We start from the raw sequence: 15,209 nt of genomic DNA on the forward strand, positions 1-15,209 counted from the left end.
CTTCATACCTATTCCCACCACTTATGTTTTCTTGAACATCAGGGACATTATCCCTGGCTTTGAAGGTTTCATCGGGTTCTGGAAGAAATCCATTTCCATGCTTGGACCTCCGAACATCTCATTATTGACCCTCTCGGTTATTTCGTCGAGTATCATCTTGTAGGATATACAGTGTGGATCGACATCCTTTATTTCTCCGCCTGTAGGGGTTATGGCATTGTATGGGCAGCCGCCTCTGCAGTATTTTATGTGAGCACAGTCCTTGCAGTTCTCATCCACATAATCTTTGTAATCGAACATGAGCTTCCATGCATCAGATTTTGAAAGTTCTTCAATATCAGGATTGTCACGAACATTACCCATTACATATTCTGGCATTCCTACAAAGCGGTAGCATGGGTATATGCCACCATCAGGTCCAATGGCTAATACATCTCCCATACAGTCTACGAAAGTGCAGACCGCACCTCTGCCACTAAATACTCCTTTACAGAGGTGGTCGATGTTCATAACCTCGATCTTGTCTGCGTTTTCCAGGTATTTGTCCAGGAGGTAGATAAGAAGCCTGCCGTACTCTTCCGGATCAAGAGCCCATTTTTCGGGTTCATCGCCACGTAATGAAGGAAGAGCAGGGTGGAACTTAAGAGTCCAGCCGTTCTCCAGATAAAAATTGAAAATCTCTTCTCTGAACTTTTCGGAATGGGAGGTAAAAGTGGTGATAAATCTCACGGAAAGTCCATGTTTCTTTGCTATCTCGTAGCCACGCATGGTCTTTTCGAAATAGCCCTCACCTCTCTGGAAATCATTAAGCTCTTTCGGCCCGTCAAGGCTGGAACCAATGGGAATCTCATATTCCGCAAAGATCTCAGCTATCTCGTCAGTCATCCTCCAGAGGTTGGTCTGTATTGCAAAAGCCACTTTCTTCGGCTTTGCTCCCTCAACAAGGAGTGGTAAAGCTTCCCTGTAAAAATCTGCACCGGCCAAGAGCGGTTCTCCTCCGTGGAATGTAAAAGTAACTGAATCCTCCTCGAAGTTTTTGAGCCATTCAACTACTTCCTTGATGGTTTCGATGCTCATTATGGGGGATTTTTCCTCGGAACTCCAGCAGTATTTACATTCTCCAGGACAGCCCAGAGTGGGGATTAGCATCACGTGAAAAGACATTTTAATAGCACCTTGTTTTTAAGTTTCTTCAAGGTTTCAAATTATTAGTAGTTTTCTAAGAGCCATCTTTCAAGTATTACTGGGCAAAGAAGAATAGAACAGGATAAAATCAAAAACAGAAGAATAAAACGAATTCAAAAAAGAGTAAGTAGCAGGCATTAAGCCTGCACTTGTTTTAAAATTACTTTGCTGGAATGATGAGTGATCTCTCACCAGCAGGCTCGAACTCTCTGAGTGCGCCTCTTGCGAACTCCTTCCTTGGCTTTGTGAAGTCAAATGGCAGGAGGTCGTCTGCGAAGCAGATCTTGACGAGTGGGTTGACTGCATATGCATCTCCACGTCCTGCGTGTGCAGCGGAAGTGATTGCAGCGTATCCACCCTGGTGACCTACGTTCATTGCATAGTTTGGATAATTTGGTCCACGCAGTTCAAGAGCAAGACCTTCGTCGGACTGGTATGAGAGTACGTTTGTAGCACCACACTGGTCCTGCAGGTCGAATCCGAAGAAACCGAGACGGCCGTGTGATTCCTTGTGGAGGTACATACAGAGGTACCATCCGGAAAGACCAGCGTTTCCGTTTCCTGTTGCAAGAGCTACAGCGGAACCAGCTGCTGCGGAAAGACTTGTTGCTCTCTGTGATCCACCGAAGTGGTCTTCGAGGGTTGTTGGGTATTTCTCGTAGTTCTCAAGACCGTAGATTGTGGACTCTGTTGCGATGTCCTTTACTACATCGAGGTTTGCCTTTATCTTGTTGTCTGTTCCCTTGGTTGCTGCACCATCGTACTTGTCGTTGATGTAGTCAACATTGTAGTAGAGGTTGTCATCAAGGATGTTGTTACAGTATGCTGCTGTTGCGTACTGGGTGAAACCTACACCACCGGACATGTATGATCCGAGCCAGATCTGGTCGTAAAGCATACATCCTCCACCGACTACTTCAAGAGCTACGTGTGCAGGGTCCTCTGCGTCTACACGGCTTGTCTGGATGATATCTGCCATGTGACCGAATGGAATTCCTCCTGGCTCATTTGGTGCACGTGCACGTCTTGCTGGAAGCATTTCTCCCATCTGGATAACACCAGCGTGCTTTGCTGCGTATGAAAGGTCAGCTACTGCTGCTTCACCAGCACACATGCTGTATGCTGAAATGAATGACATACCGACCTGCATAGCCATCCACCTGCTTGTCTGACCACCGTCTGTGGTTCTGCTGACAATTGTTGGGATGTGTGCTGCCTGGAATGAGTTCTTTCCGATTGCTGCCTTAAGCTGCTCTGCCTGCTCTTCTGGGAACTGCTTGTTGATGTCGATGAGGAACTGCTTGTCGATCTCATCTGCGAGTTCATCGTCACCGGTGAACATCTTGACGTAACAGTCATCTACAAGAGCTGGGTGTGTCTCGACCATGTGTTCCTGAACAACTGCTCCACCAGGAAGTGCGTGGTTGAGTGTCTCAAGGTAGTGGTTGATTGTTTCTGGTGTGACTTCGATACCGAGCCTCTTCTCGAGGGTCTCGTGTGCCATGTCCATACCGACAATTACTGTCCTTCTGATGTCGTCCCACATCTGCTGCATTGCAGCGTTGTTGACGTAGTGAAGGTCATCGATTTCTACCATGTCATCTGTTCCGGAAAGGAATGATGGGGTAAGTGCTCTCTGACCGAGTGGGATACCACCACAGTGCATCATTGGGTTGTAACCGACAAGTCCTCTCTTCTTTGCGAGTTCCTGACCTGCCTTTTTCATTTCTAATTTACGTGGGTTCTGATCAACACCAAGTCTGTAGTATTCTACAGTCATGTCGGTGATCTTTCCACCTTCCATTTTGTTAGTACCGTGTTCTTTTGTGTACTTAATTTCCATGTGTTTTGCAAACATTCTCTTTCTGTCGTCTGCCATTATAATCACCTCAGTTCTCCGGCTTGAATCCGTATGTGGTTCTCTGGTCGAATACTCTGTGTACCCATTCGATGACCTCTGCGTCATCTCTGAATGCTACATTGTCGACACGGTAGATTGTGGTCCTCTTTGCTGCCTCTTCTGGGGACATTGGCTTGCCGAGGTTTACCTTCTTGTCGATTGGTCTTCCTACCTGGTCCTTGTGCATAATGATTACATCGCCTTCTTTTCTGCACCTGTCGAGCATGTCGAACATTACACCGTCTTCTGGAAGTCTGAGTGAGTGACCGTGTACTGTTGCACCTCTAAGACTTGCAAGTGCTGGGCAGGTCATTTCAGTTTCCATCTGGAACTTTGCGATCTCTTCCATGTCTCTCTCACGAGCTTCAACGACCTGACGACCGGAAAGTGTACCTGGGTCGACACCTCTGAAGTTGATTGCTGCACTGTATGATCTTACATATGGTACTGATGGACCGTTGTACATTGAGTCAACGAACTGTACGTACCTTACCCTGTCACCAGCTTTTGCACCTGGTGTTGGTTCTACGAGTTCTCTGATTGAACACTCTGGCTCGCCCATTTCTGCGAGTGGTGGGTGGGTGCTTGGGTAGTCACTACCTGGTGCACGGTGTCCGAGAACAAGTGTCAGGTCATCGTCGGAAATTTCTCTGAGTTTCTCGACTTTACCAGACATGTGTTTTCTTCTGTTTTCAGCAACGGATGTTGCTCCTGGATAATATTGTGGTTCATATGCCATAATTATTCACTCCTAATTCTCTAATGATCTCATTGTGGTTTTCACGGCTTTCACGAGTTCGTTCAGTTTTTCCCTGGAACATGATTCGCCTCGTGTAACTCCTGTCACAATTTCCATTACCCTTCCCTTTGCTAAAATATCACTATCTTTGGGTTTAACAAGCCGTGTCTTAATTCCTGCCATTGCAAAATCCTCGAAATCAACGAGGGTCTGGCAAACAACTACTGCTGGAACATCGGTCTGCTCAAGAATTGCCTTTACTTTACGGACCACATGGTCCCTGATGTTTCCTGTGTGGATCACAGCAACTTTGTGCCTGTTGATCTGTGCTATTTCTTCAGGACTAATTCCAAAAGACCCGGATCCCATATTTGTATCCGGAACACCTGAGCCGGTGTTAAGCACAAGCACACTAACCTGGATTTCCTCACGGCGCATGCCATATGTGAGTTCACATACTGGTTTTGTGATATGTCTTCTTCCCGGGCTCATTGCAACTGCGATGACATCAGGTCTTCCTGTTTCAGAAAGAGTACCTCGCTGTGCAAGTCCTCCTCCGCGGCCAAGACCCATTCCGTGTCTGCAATCTACAACCTGTGTTTCCCGGTCAAACATCTTATCACTTATTCCATATCATCAGGTCTTAGAATACATATTGACTGATTCTTCAGTTTACCTTTAGGATCTGTCATTCCAGTCATAAGAGGATCAGCATTCGGACCACGTCTTGCATAGTCGCTGACTGTCTGCCTCGTTGGAATGAAATGTCCTACTCTGAATTCGAATGGAACTGAAAGAACCTTTTCACAAACTTCCCTTACCTGCTCTTTTACATCCACATCTAAAACTTCCATACGGATGCTGCCTACGGATACAGCAAGTTCTATTGCCTGGCCTGCGACCTCGATTACAGCATTCCCTGAATGGTTCACAGGCAGTCCTGTGGCAGGTCCGTAAGGTACGGTCTGTGGAAGTCTTGGGCCATGGATGAACAGCCTTATTATTCCTTCAAGATCAGAGATCTCGTTAAGCAAGTTCTGGGCAGTTTCGGGTTTGAGCAGTCTTGATGGATAAATTTCAAGCTGCACATAGTTTGTGTCTGAAAAAGTATCTGACATTTTTGTTACCTTTGTGATTATCTGTGATATTTAAGGAGGGTGTTGTGTCTTAGAGTGCACCTGCTACTGCCTTGATTGGCTCCTTGAATTCTTCGATGGATCCAAATACGTTTCCGACAAGTGCGGATGTCTTCTCGATTGAGAACATCTGTGTGCCTGCGTCAAGTGAACATGCAGCACATACACAAGGAATTGCGAAACCTCTTGAGTGTCTGGTTACAACGTGGTTACCGTTGAAGATACCTGGTCCGCCACCACCATAGATGGAGTGACTGAAGAATGAGAATCCTACTGCAGTACCCTGTGCTCTACCCATGTCGACACCTGGAAGACCTGTTTCCTTCTCAAGTATGTCGTTGTAGTAGAGGATGGTTGATGATACGTTCTGAGCTGCTCTGCCTGCTGCTACGTTTACCATAGTTGCTGCAAGCTGACCTGCTGCTGCACATGCGTTCCACATTGAAACATCGTTTGCTTTGTAGAAGTTGTATCCAGATGGAGCTGTCTTGTCGACTGAGATAATATCTGCTTCAATAGCTCTGTCTACTACAGACTGAATTACAGTACCGATTGTACCGTCCTTTCCGTTCTCCTTTACGATGTCGTATACGAAGTTACCTGCGTTAAGACCCTGGTACGCAAGACCGAGTAACTGGTGTCTCTCGAATGGTCCTACAGCGTTACCCATTTCGTACATACCTACCTGCTCGAAGATTGATGAGAGTGCTGCTGCATTCATTGCCTTCTTGCCGGTGATTGCTGCTACGTGGTTTGTTGTGATGTTCCTCAGGGAGTAACCAAGACCTTCGTTGTTCTGTGGAATGCTGAGAATTGATGCGATGTTTGCGCCCTTCATGTCCATTGTCTGTGGGTAGCTTCCCCATACAGCGGACTTTACGATTGGTGCATCGAACATGTCAACGTTGAACATGTCAATGATTGTCTGGACCACTGCTGCACCTGTTACGGTACTTCCGGATACGTAGTCAGCACCGACCTGTGTCCTTATACTTGGGATCTGGACGAGGAGCTGCTTTCCGCCACCAAGTTCCTTTACGTTGGTGTCGTCATCATCGCTTACTTTTATGAGCTTCTCTACGGAATCAAGGATAGCACCGGAGTTGCCTAAGATATCATACTCAAGGCCTCTTCCAAGGATCTGTTTTTTAGTTCCGCCCATGGCACCGGTTTTCAATGCTTTCTCGATACCAGCGAGGTTTACAGCAACTGTCCTCTTTGTATCTTTGATGATATTTTGAATCGCTGCGTTTCTTGTTGGCGCGATTTCCATAAGATCAACGCCGCTTTCCAACAGTTTACCTCTGTCGTCGTAAATGTCTATTTTATCAGACACGTATATTTTCCTCCTATGTTTCTATTCAGAAATCACCCATTTGGAAATGTACAGGTGAAAGAATGAAAGTCAATTACTTTGTACCACATAGTAATTTCCTGTACGAAAATTTTTCCAATGGGAATTCTCGAAATTATTAAGCAACAATGACGTTTAAACCTTTTGCATCATTCCACGACAATTTCGCAATCATCAACCGCAAGCAATATTCCTGTGCAAAAATAATTGATTATGTATCTGGTCAGAGCTTGTACAGAGAAAACTTAAATAACAGTATTATTCTCAATACAAATCTTAATCTTTTAATACATTTGTAAAATGCAGTTCCACTGCGAATATGAATGTATATTAAAAGAACCGCAAACCTTTAAGTATCTATATAATATGTATCTCGTTTTATGGAGATCACTGCTGACGTAGGAGGCAATCCCGGAATTGATTGCAAAGGCTTCTGCACATACTGTTATTTCAAGAAAGTAAAAGAGAACCCTCCATTTGGATGCAAATACTGTTTGCCTTTCAAAAAGGGCTGTGATTACTGTACAAGAGGTGTAAGGGAATCTTATTCCGGTTTCAAGCCGGGGCAATATGTGTTCCAGGAGCTCTACCAGCGTCTCATGATGGCAGGTGACAACATTGAAAAGATCACCATAAGCGGTGGAGGTGATGTAAGCTGCTATCCTGACCTTATGGAACTGGTTGCTAACATTGCCCAGTTCGGACTTCCTATACATCTGGGTTACACCAGTGGAAAAGGATTCAGTAATGGTGATGAAGCGGAGTTCTTCATTGAATACGGAGTCACAGAAGTTTCATTCACAGTATTTGCAACAGATCCCGAACTACGAAGGAAATACATGCGTGACCCGGAACCAGAAGCCGCATTGAAAGTCCTGCGTCAGTTCTGCCAGCATTGTGATGTTTACGCAGCTATCGTTATCATTCCCGGAGTAAATGATGGTGAAGTACTTGACAAAACCCTTGCGGACCTTGAGGAAATGGGTGCTAAAGGAGCTATACTCATGCGCTTTGCCAATAAAACAGAGGAAGGTCTCATACTTAATAACGCTCCTGTTGTGGAAGGGGTTGAAACTCACAGCATTGAGGAATTCGTGAAAATTGTAAGGGATGCCGATGCAAAGTACAATCTGCGTATAACCGGAACACCACTTGAAGATCCATTGATTGGCTGTCCTTACGCCATCAGGAATGAACCGGAGTCACTGGAAAAACTTCCTGTTATTAGAAAAGATGCAACAATACTTACCAGTCGTGCTTCAAAGGAAAGGCTTCAGGAGATATTCACAAAACTTGGCAGCGCTGTCAATGTTGTTGCCGTGGACAAGGATATAGGTTGTCTTATTACCATAGATGATCTCAAAAAGCTGGATCTGTCTGATGTAAAGGAAACTGTTGTTATTCCGGGAAGGGCATTCGTATATGATCCGGAGGTAACAACTGTGCTTTCAGAAGATGGTGTTTCACGCTTTGTCCGCCGCGGACCTGATATGTTGACATACGATGGTGAAATGTCAATAGGTCTTACAAAAGAAGAAGTCCTTGAATTTGAGGTAAAGCAGTTCACAGAACTCATTCATGAAATTAATGCAATCGGCCTGCCTGTTAACCAATAAAGCAGATATCGCCTGCATTAATCATTTTTATTACTCGCTAAATAACTCACATAAACTCAAGAAGGCCGGTCTGCTTAGACTTGTCATTCTCAAAGAGTGATTGCATATCCAGGCCAAGCAGTTCTATTCTCTGCTTGGTGTAACTGGAAACGTTGTACTCATAAGCGACCTTCTTTGAGACCTTAAGATACTTTTTCACAGCACCTTCATGAACTGTAAGTATAACCCTGCCTCCGCATTTTGGACAAATTCCCGTAAGTGGAGGTCTGCGGAACTTCGCAGCACATTTCAGGCACCTTGTACCCTGCCTTGAAAACGCCCTGAGGTTACCGAACATATCAGGCAGGAAGTGTGAAATTAGTACCCTTTCAGCAACATCCGGTGCATCAACAGCTCTTATCTTGTCTGCAAGTGCAAGCTGTGCATCCATTTTCTCCACCATGCTGCCAAGTGTCTTGTATGCACTATTAAGTGGCCCTGCAGCAATATCGGTTGTATCGTGAGTGTACATAAAGTGCTCATACTGGTCTGGAGTTCCAAGTCTTGAGCTTATAAGGTCAAATGTGGATTCCAGTTCTTTTGGATTAGTGTAACTCTGGGTAGCTTCGTAGAACTCCAGAGGATAGTGGTCACACACATCTATGTTGTGTGCTTCTTTGTCAACTTCACTGGGGTCAAGACGAGTTGTAAGCACAAGAGGAGCGTCCATCTTTCCTCCCCTTTTTTCAGGAAGATAATCTCTTGAGAAATTAATCAGACCATCCATCAGCAGCATGACACAGTCCTCATCACCGTCACAGTTTCTTCTTTTAGCTGCGTGGAAGAAAGGATGGGCATAACCCACTGATGCTTTTGTAAAACCTACAAGTCTTCCGAGTACTCCTGCTGATGTATGAGGTGCAAGTCCCATTAGCATCACGCCAACAAGATCTTCTATCTTCTCTGCCTTATAAAATGGCTCTTCTCCATAGTATTTCTCAAGCAGGTCATCGATATACTTCGTTATTCGCAGAAGGTACCGGCCACAATCATAGGAAACCACAAGGTCCTGTACTTTCAGGCAGACAACCTGGTCACCCCTTTCCAGTTTGTTTCCGTATATGTCCTCTGTATACCCGATTCCGATTAATTTATCTACTTTGATTCCCAGCTCATCAGCACGAATATGAGTTAGCGGAATATCGGACATATCGTACCTGACAGTTCCATCCTTGAATGTATAAAGGTCATGTTTTGCGCGCAAAATTCCTTTTTCAAGAGGCTCAGGAGTCATGGTTCCTGACATCATTCTCTTGACGCCTTTAACCTCGATGTTCTCACGCTCTCCAACATTTGCAAAGGCAGCCTGGTAAATCTCTTTGAAATTGATATTCTGCATTTTCACGCAAGTGGTCTTTGATCCGCATTTCGGACATTCTCCTTTCTGCACTGCAATTCCGCATCTAGGACAGAAGAGCTTTGGTACGGTAAATTCTCCGCAGTCACAGCGATAAAGGAAAGTATCCTTTCCACAGGCAGGACATACTCTGTTACCTATCTCAACACGTATCTGTCCAACCTTACTGTTCATTGATGATATGTAGCCAGCCGCTGCCTCCATTTTACGCGTATTTCCCGCAGAATCTCCGATCGGGAACAATACATGAGGAGCAGGAGACATTTTTCTTTTATTTGATTTCTCTGGACGCCCCATTCTGGCTCCGATTCTGATTGGTGCGCGCTCCCTGACAATAAGGCCGCTGAGTTCATTGACCACAGGCACTGTTTCTGTAAGTTCTTCCGGCAAAGCCGTCCATTTTTTCTTCAGGTCTGTGTCCAGCCCCAGACATTTGATGAATGGTAAAGGATTTTCGATGATTATCTTTCCATCATCCAGTCTGTGAAGGACAAGAAGATGTTCAAGGATTGTTTTAATTCCCGAATCTGTTGTTAGGGAAAGTGGAAGCTCAAGTATCTTTGAATCTGAAGAAAGAACTCCATTCTCTGATACAAATAATGCAAGTTTTTCGTATTCTTGAACAGATATATCGTGCCACAGATGGGTATGAGCAGGATGAAGCGGAACATTGTATTTTTCGCATAGTTCCAGTGCAAGTTCCTGGGATGGATCTTTAAGTTCTTCTCTTGAGTAAGGTGAATTCTCTACTGCTTTTTCAAATTCCAGTATCCACCATTCAAAACAATAAGATGCAGGTACAAGAGGATGGTTGTTCTCAAGGAAGTCACCGAAATTGATGAGTATTTCACCAATATCAATTATGGCTTCAACCTCCGGGTGAATTTCGATAGCTTCCTGCTCGTCATCAACTCTTATTACATCGCCTGACTTCAATCTCACAGTAGGACCTTCCAGGCTGTCAACAGGTGCCATTCCTGCGGCTTTTCCAGGTCTTTCAACTTTAAGCTGCGTGCCTGAAACGATAAAACTGTCCATAATATACATGCTGGCAGGACTTATCCCTGCAGCAGCGAAAGATGTGTTTCTTGACCTGCCGTAGCGGAGTCTGAAACCACCGGGTCTCATGGGGTGTGAGAATACAGGTCTTCCTGCTATCAGGTCACGCAGGTATTTATCCTTGGGCTTGACACCCACAAATCCGTCATCGTCGCCTGAGCTTTTTGTTCCGGCTATAAATGTGTTAAGCCAGTTCCATCCATCCATCTCAAGTTTATTTACGTGCTTCAGGACCTTTGGGGCTTTCAGTGCCAGACCTTCTGCAAGGACCAGGCACATACCACCACGAATCCTGTTCGTCTCAATCCTGTCAAGGTTCCTGTAACCTTCAACTTCCTCGGCTTCAGTGGGTTCACCGTCTATGCATATAGGGCAATTCTCAACGATAAGCCTGATTTCATCTTCAGATGGTGTATACTGTAAAGTTGCCACACGCCTGTAAAGCAGGATCTCTTCCACGTATCGTTCAACTTCTTCCTTTCGTGGTTTATACCTATCAATTCCTACTGCACGGCGGACATAATCTCCAACAAGAACGGACAATGCCTGGGCTGTACCTCCTGCACTGCGTATCGGTCCAGAATAAAATATCCGGATGTATTCGCTTCCGTCATCGTTCTTTCCAAGTGTGACCTTGTCAATTCCCTCGATTGGTGCTGCTACCACACCTTCAGTAAGCATTGCAACGGATACACGGATGGCAGCTTCGATTGCCTCTTCCTTTGAATCAAATGTACCAACAGCACCTTCAGCAACGGCTTTTCCGATAGCGAGAGCTCCTTCTTCACGTGACATTGTCTCGTCAAATATGCGGATCTGCTCCGCAACACCTTTTACGCCGATGAGATTCTCAACCCTGTCCGCAAGATCTTTAGCAAGAGGAATTTCTATATGGGGTTTAGGGTCTCCGCCTTTTGAACGTGCACGGTTGGCAATCTCTATCTCTTTATGGAGATTGGCCTCAAGCCCTTCAAAATAGTCTCTCATGGCATCGCTTACTACTATCTCGCCCATTAGAAATCGCCTTCCTGAAGATGCAATTATATTTATGTTCTTAAAACAGTTTTCCTGCAAAAAATTATTCTTTCATATCCGGTCACAGACAACTATAACTATAATTGAATCCAATATATAATTGGTACGATTAATAGGTGTTCTACATGGCTGGAAATATGGTCGTATACTGGTTTTTTTCCTGTTTTTCTATTATTCAGGAAATTTTGTGATTTACCATGTTCATATTTACCTATCTGTCAATTAGGACTTAATCATACACGGGAGGGCTTATATGAAAAAAATAATAATTATTTTAATGCTGCTGATGTTGTTCATGCCGGTGGCAAGTGCGGATATAGTCAGTGACCTTGAAATAAAAGTCAATGAATATAATGCAAATGCAGAGAACCTGTCTTCTTCTCTCAAAAGCCTGCTTGGGGATGAAGTAATAAAACTTGTCATCGTAGATGATTCCGGTAATGAGATTTACATAAAGGCAGTTACTGAAGACGCATATGTAACTACCTTTGAAGAAGTATCAGAAGATGATGAGTTTGATGCCACCATGATCATTGGGGCCAGCGAGGCCACTGTAAGAAGCGTGATGGATTCGGAAACACCGCTCGAGACCTTCGTTGAAGCAAAGGATAATGGTGATATTGTTATTGAACCTGTAGGCCTTGTGAACAATATAACTTACACTGTGGCAAATGTTGTCCTTAAGATTTCACAGTTACTGGGTCTCATCTGAAACAAGTAAGTCCAATAACATCAAAAATAACTAAAATCAATGTCAGCGAATATCTAATTCGCTGGCCATATCTTTATACATTTTTCCTTTATCCGTAGTAACAAATATATTATCTTTTTGCATTATAAGCTGTTTTTCTTCCAGCCTCGTGAGATATTTATTTGCAATTGTTGAATTAAGGTTTGCTCCGTAAACTATCTGTGTCTTTTTTGCGCCATCCACTGCTATTTTCAGAATGGCTATTGTAATATCCAACCGACTCCGCCTAATAGTATGCCCCCTGCATTCTATTCTTGTACTCCATAAACCAGTCATACAATACTGTACCACTGGTCTACCACTATACTCCTAATTTAAGTCCTCTTGTATATAATTCCTTTGATTAGTAGTAATAATAGGTATATATGTTACTGAACTGACAGCATTTATTATTTGTTGCACACTTTCGCAAGTTTGGATTTATGTATTCAGCGACAGTTAAATTTATAATAAATACGGCAATAGAGGTATCGTTATATCTCAGATGCGGGAGTAACCAAGTGGCCAACGGTGGCAGACTCAAGATCTGCTCGCGCAGGCGTTCGGGGGTTCGAATCCCTTCTCCCGCACCACACCAAAGGTGATCTTTTTTGTCAAATTCCATTGATTATGATAGTGTCGTATCAGCCGTTGTTGATATTTTAGAAGAGGCTGAGACCGTACTGCCACAGGATGTTGTTGGCGCATTAGAAATAGCCGCATCAGAGGAAACATCCCCGGTTGCAAAAGAGCAACTTGAAGCCATTTTGAAGAATATAGGGATCGCATCCCGACAGAAAGTACCCATGTGCCAGGACACTGGCATACTGATTTTCTTTGTAGAGCTTGGCCGTGATTCCAGAATGGATTTCAGGCTGGAGGATGCTATTCTTGAAGGTGTGAGGAAAGCAACTCAGTCGATACCATTGCGTCCAAACGCTGTTGATCCTTTAACCCGCAGTAACAGTGGGAATAATACAGGAAACGGAATTCCGGATATTAAATACGAACTTGTGGACGGCAGCAGTGTAAAAATAACCGTGGCACCGAAAGGTGCAGGTTCTGAGAATATGAGTTCCATTAAGATGCTTAATCCCACTGAAAAGGACAGTATTCGTAACTTTGTCCTTGAAACAGTTCTTAATGCAGGTGGAAAACCATGTCCTCCGGTTGTTGTAGGTGTGGGTATTGGTGGTTCATTTGACAAAGCTGCAAGACTTGCAAAGTCAGCTCTGCTTGAGAAAGTTGATGTGATGAACGAAGAAGAAAAAACTCTCCTCAAAGACATTAATTCGCTGGGTATCGGACCAATGGGACTTGGAGGAAAAACTACCGCCCTGGCAGTTCACATTAAAAAAGCACACTGTCATACTGCATCACTTCCGGTTGCGGTGAACATACAATGCTGGGCAAATCGTCATGCATCAGTTGTTCTTGGTGGTGATGAATAATGGAATACAGGCTAAGTACGCCACTGAAAAAGGAAGATGTCGATAAGCTAAAAGCTGGTGACATTGTCTATCTCAGCGGGACTATTTACACTGCAAGGGATGAAGCCCATGCAAGAATTCTTGAAATGGCAGAGGAAAAGAAAGAACTTCCATTTGATCTTGAAGGTGCGGTAATATATCATTGCGGCCCTCTCATGAAGGGAAAAGATGATAGCTGGGAAGTAGTTGCTGCCGGACCTACCACAAGTGCAAGAATGTCAAAAATGACACCCTCTCTTCTTGATATTCACCAGGTGCGTGCATTTGTAGGAAAAGGTGGCATGGATAACGTGACAGAATCCATGAAAGGAAAGTCAGTTTATCTGGCATTTACAGGAGGATGCGCAGCCCTTGCAGCCATGAGCATAGAAAAGGTAATTGCAGTTCACTGGCTGGACCTTGGGATGCCTGAAGCCGTTTGGGAACTTAAGGTGGAGAATTTTGGTCCTCTGGTCGTGGGAATTGATTCTCATGAAAATGATCTTTTCACAGATGTGAGAAAAAAAGCACTGGAAGCTTATTCTAAAATAGAATAAGCCTTCCTTTGATTATTCTTATTTTTGTTTTATTTGACTGGTTTCAGATAACGAACGTGAATATTATCCAGGCTATCAGAGTAAGGATTATTGAGTGTTTGAAACCCTGGAATACAGAACCTTCGCCCATCTGTCCAGCTACAAGTCCGCTCATAAATCCCTGGATAACACCAGTATGCATCATGAGACGTGTGTACTTTGAAGGATCAAATGCACCAATGAACTGGCTTCCTGCACCAGCTGCACTTGCAGCTTTTCCGGCTTCTGCCATTGTTGGTACGAAAGTGGATGTAAGCATTCCAATCACAAAAAGGAACACAAAGAATGACATGTAACTGATGACTACATATACCATCATATTACCACGTCTCTCACGTTCCAGCAATTTTACTTCTCTGGCATCTCTGGCAGCAGCTTCAAGAACAGAAACAACACGTCCTCCTGCCTTGCTTGCCTGTGTGATAAGTGCAACTGTCCTCGTGATAATTGGAGTTGGAACTCTTTTTGCAAAGTTCTCCAGTGACTCTTCAAAAGAAACACCCCAGGACATCGAAGCATCCATGGCCTGAACTTCTTTTGTAAGAGCTCCGTATTCTCCTCTTGCAACGGTGTTTACCGCTCTTGGAAGTGTAAGTCCTGCCCTGCTCATTTCGGAAATATCCCTGAGGAAAGTAGGCAGATATTCTTCGATGGTATTTGTCCTCTTGTATTTCTTATGGAAAGTAAATGCAGGAAGTGTAATAGTAATAAGCACTGAAAAGATAATCACGTCATCTATAATAGGAGTGCCCCATGTAGCTATCATGCCAATTGCAAAAAAGACCATTGCAATAGGCACACTAATGGCAAATGCATATTCCGGATGTGTATATAGTGTATCTAAAGGATCCTTCAGGAATTCCTTTATCGCTACATTCTTCTTTGCTTCCTCCATTTTTGAATTGATCAGGTTGTCTTCCAGCTCTGTTAATTCTTCTTCCGTAAGCATGTCCTGATCTTCTGTTTTGAGATTCAAAAATTCAGCTAATTTCAT

Annotated in this window: 13 protein-coding genes and 1 tRNA gene; 5 read left to right on the forward strand and 9 right to left on the reverse strand. The window is 44.1% G+C overall.

Features of this window, described 5'->3' with window-relative positions:
- Positions 1–21: 21 nt before the first annotated feature.
- The 6 genes from FKV42_RS09920 to mcrB all read right to left on the reverse strand — a co-directional run bounded on the left by FKV42_RS09920 (position 22) and on the right by mcrB (position 6,296).
- Entirely contained in the window at positions 22–1,164 is a 1,143-nt protein-coding gene (locus FKV42_RS09920; protein ID WP_154810045.1) for a TIGR04083 family peptide-modifying radical SAM enzyme, read from the reverse strand.
- A gap of 181 nt (positions 1,165–1,345) precedes the next feature.
- The gene (gene mcrA / locus FKV42_RS09925; protein WP_154810046.1) at positions 1,346–3,064 is read right to left on the reverse strand and encodes a coenzyme-B sulfoethylthiotransferase subunit alpha; all 1,719 of its coding nucleotides are present in this window, start codon (positions 3,062–3,064) and stop codon (positions 1,346–1,348) included.
- Between the two features lie 10 nt (positions 3,065–3,074).
- Positions 3,075–3,824: a coenzyme-B sulfoethylthiotransferase subunit gamma gene (gene mcrG / locus FKV42_RS09930; protein ID WP_154810047.1), complete on the reverse strand. Its 750-nt coding sequence runs from the start codon at positions 3,822–3,824 to the stop codon at positions 3,075–3,077.
- Between the two features lie 12 nt (positions 3,825–3,836).
- On the reverse strand, positions 3,837–4,439 hold the full coding sequence (gene mcrC / locus FKV42_RS09935; RefSeq protein ID WP_154810048.1) for a methyl-coenzyme M reductase I operon protein C: 603 nt from the start codon (positions 4,437–4,439) through the stop codon (positions 3,837–3,839).
- An 8-nt stretch (positions 4,440–4,447) separates the two neighbouring features.
- Entirely contained in the window at positions 4,448–4,942 is a 495-nt protein-coding gene (mcrD, locus tag FKV42_RS09940; protein WP_154810049.1) for a methyl-coenzyme M reductase operon protein D, read from the reverse strand.
- Positions 4,943–4,991: 49 nt separating this feature from the next.
- Positions 4,992–6,296, reverse strand: a complete 1,305-nt coding sequence (gene mcrB, locus FKV42_RS09945) for a coenzyme-B sulfoethylthiotransferase subunit beta (protein ID WP_154810050.1) — start codon at positions 6,294–6,296, stop codon at positions 4,992–4,994.
- A gap of 398 nt (positions 6,297–6,694) precedes the next feature.
- On the opposite strand from mcrB, the gene mmp10 reads away from it, so the two are divergent.
- Positions 6,695–7,930 (forward strand): methyl coenzyme M reductase-arginine methyltransferase Mmp10, encoded by a 1,236-nt coding sequence (gene mmp10, locus FKV42_RS09950; RefSeq protein WP_154810051.1) that lies wholly within the window; start codon positions 6,695–6,697, stop codon positions 7,928–7,930.
- Between the two features lie 46 nt (positions 7,931–7,976).
- Here the strand turns inward: mmp10 and FKV42_RS09955 are convergent, their stop codons facing one another.
- Positions 7,977–11,399, reverse strand: coding sequence for a DNA polymerase II large subunit (locus FKV42_RS09955; protein ID WP_154810052.1), 3,423 nt, complete (start codon positions 11,397–11,399; stop codon positions 7,977–7,979).
- Between the two features lie 274 nt (positions 11,400–11,673).
- On the opposite strand from FKV42_RS09955, the gene FKV42_RS09960 reads away from it, so the two are divergent.
- Positions 11,674–12,132 carry a hypothetical protein gene (locus FKV42_RS09960; protein ID WP_154810053.1) on the forward strand — a complete coding sequence of 153 codons (459 nt, stop codon included), beginning with the start codon at positions 11,674–11,676 and terminating at the stop codon, positions 12,130–12,132.
- 42 nt (positions 12,133–12,174) lie between these two features.
- Here FKV42_RS09960 and FKV42_RS09965 read toward each other — a convergent pair whose 3' ends face one another.
- On the reverse strand, positions 12,175–12,387 hold the full coding sequence (locus tag FKV42_RS09965) for a winged helix-turn-helix domain-containing protein (protein ID WP_230375588.1): 213 nt from the start codon (positions 12,385–12,387) through the stop codon (positions 12,175–12,177).
- A gap of 270 nt (positions 12,388–12,657) precedes the next feature.
- Here FKV42_RS09965 and FKV42_RS09970 point away from each other — a divergent pair.
- The 3 genes from FKV42_RS09970 (at position 12,658) to FKV42_RS09980 (ending at position 14,176) form a co-directional block, all read left to right on the forward strand.
- Positions 12,658–12,743 (forward strand) — tRNA-Leu (locus FKV42_RS09970).
- Between the two features lie 18 nt (positions 12,744–12,761).
- A complete protein-coding gene (locus FKV42_RS09975) occupies positions 12,762–13,601 on the forward strand; it encodes a fumarate hydratase (RefSeq protein WP_154810055.1) in 840 nt (279 codons plus the stop codon).
- Positions 13,601–14,176, forward strand: a complete 576-nt coding sequence (locus tag FKV42_RS09980; protein WP_154810056.1) for a FumA C-terminus/TtdB family hydratase beta subunit — start codon at positions 13,601–13,603, stop codon at positions 14,174–14,176. Before FKV42_RS09975 ends, FKV42_RS09980 begins: the two co-directional genes overlap by 1 nt.
- 43 nt (positions 14,177–14,219) lie before the next feature.
- Here FKV42_RS09980 and FKV42_RS09985 read toward each other — a convergent pair whose 3' ends face one another.
- The gene (locus FKV42_RS09985) at positions 14,220–15,209 is read right to left on the reverse strand and encodes a type II secretion system F family protein (RefSeq protein WP_154810057.1); all 990 of its coding nucleotides are present in this window, start codon (positions 15,207–15,209) and stop codon (positions 14,220–14,222) included.

Origin of the sequence: Methanolobus vulcani, assembly GCF_006546655.1 — an archaeon.
GTDB classification, from domain to species: domain Archaea; phylum Halobacteriota; class Methanosarcinia; order Methanosarcinales; family Methanosarcinaceae; genus Methanolobus; species Methanolobus vulcani_A.

Coding starts and splice junctions, on each gene's coding strand:
- FKV42_RS09920 (WP_154810045.1), bottom strand. CDS start 1,164: ATGTCTTTTCACGTGATGCTAATCCCCACTCTGGGCTGTCCTGGAGAA.
- mcrA (WP_154810046.1), bottom strand. CDS start 3,064: ATGGCAGACGACAGAAAGAGAATGTTTGCAAAACACATGGAAATTAAG.
- mcrG (WP_154810047.1), bottom strand. CDS start 3,824: ATGGCATATGAACCACAATATTATCCAGGAGCAACATCCGTTGCTGAA.
- mcrC (WP_154810048.1), bottom strand. CDS start 4,439: ATGTTTGACCGGGAAACACAGGTTGTAGATTGCAGACACGGAATGGGT.
- mcrD (WP_154810049.1), bottom strand. CDS start 4,942: ATGTCAGATACTTTTTCAGACACAAACTATGTGCAGCTTGAAATTTAT.
- mmp10 (WP_154810051.1), top strand. CDS start 6,695: ATGGAGATCACTGCTGACGTAGGAGGCAATCCCGGAATTGATTGCAAA.
- FKV42_RS09955 (WP_154810052.1), bottom strand. CDS start 11,399: ATGGGCGAGATAGTAGTAAGCGATGCCATGAGAGACTATTTTGAAGGG.
- FKV42_RS09960 (WP_154810053.1), top strand. CDS start 11,674: ATGAAAAAAATAATAATTATTTTAATGCTGCTGATGTTGTTCATGCCG.
- FKV42_RS09980 (WP_154810056.1), top strand. CDS start 13,601: ATGGAATACAGGCTAAGTACGCCACTGAAAAAGGAAGATGTCGATAAG.
- FKV42_RS09985 (WP_154810057.1), bottom strand. CDS start 15,209: ATGAAATTAGCTGAATTTTTGAATCTCAAAACAGAAGATCAGGACATG.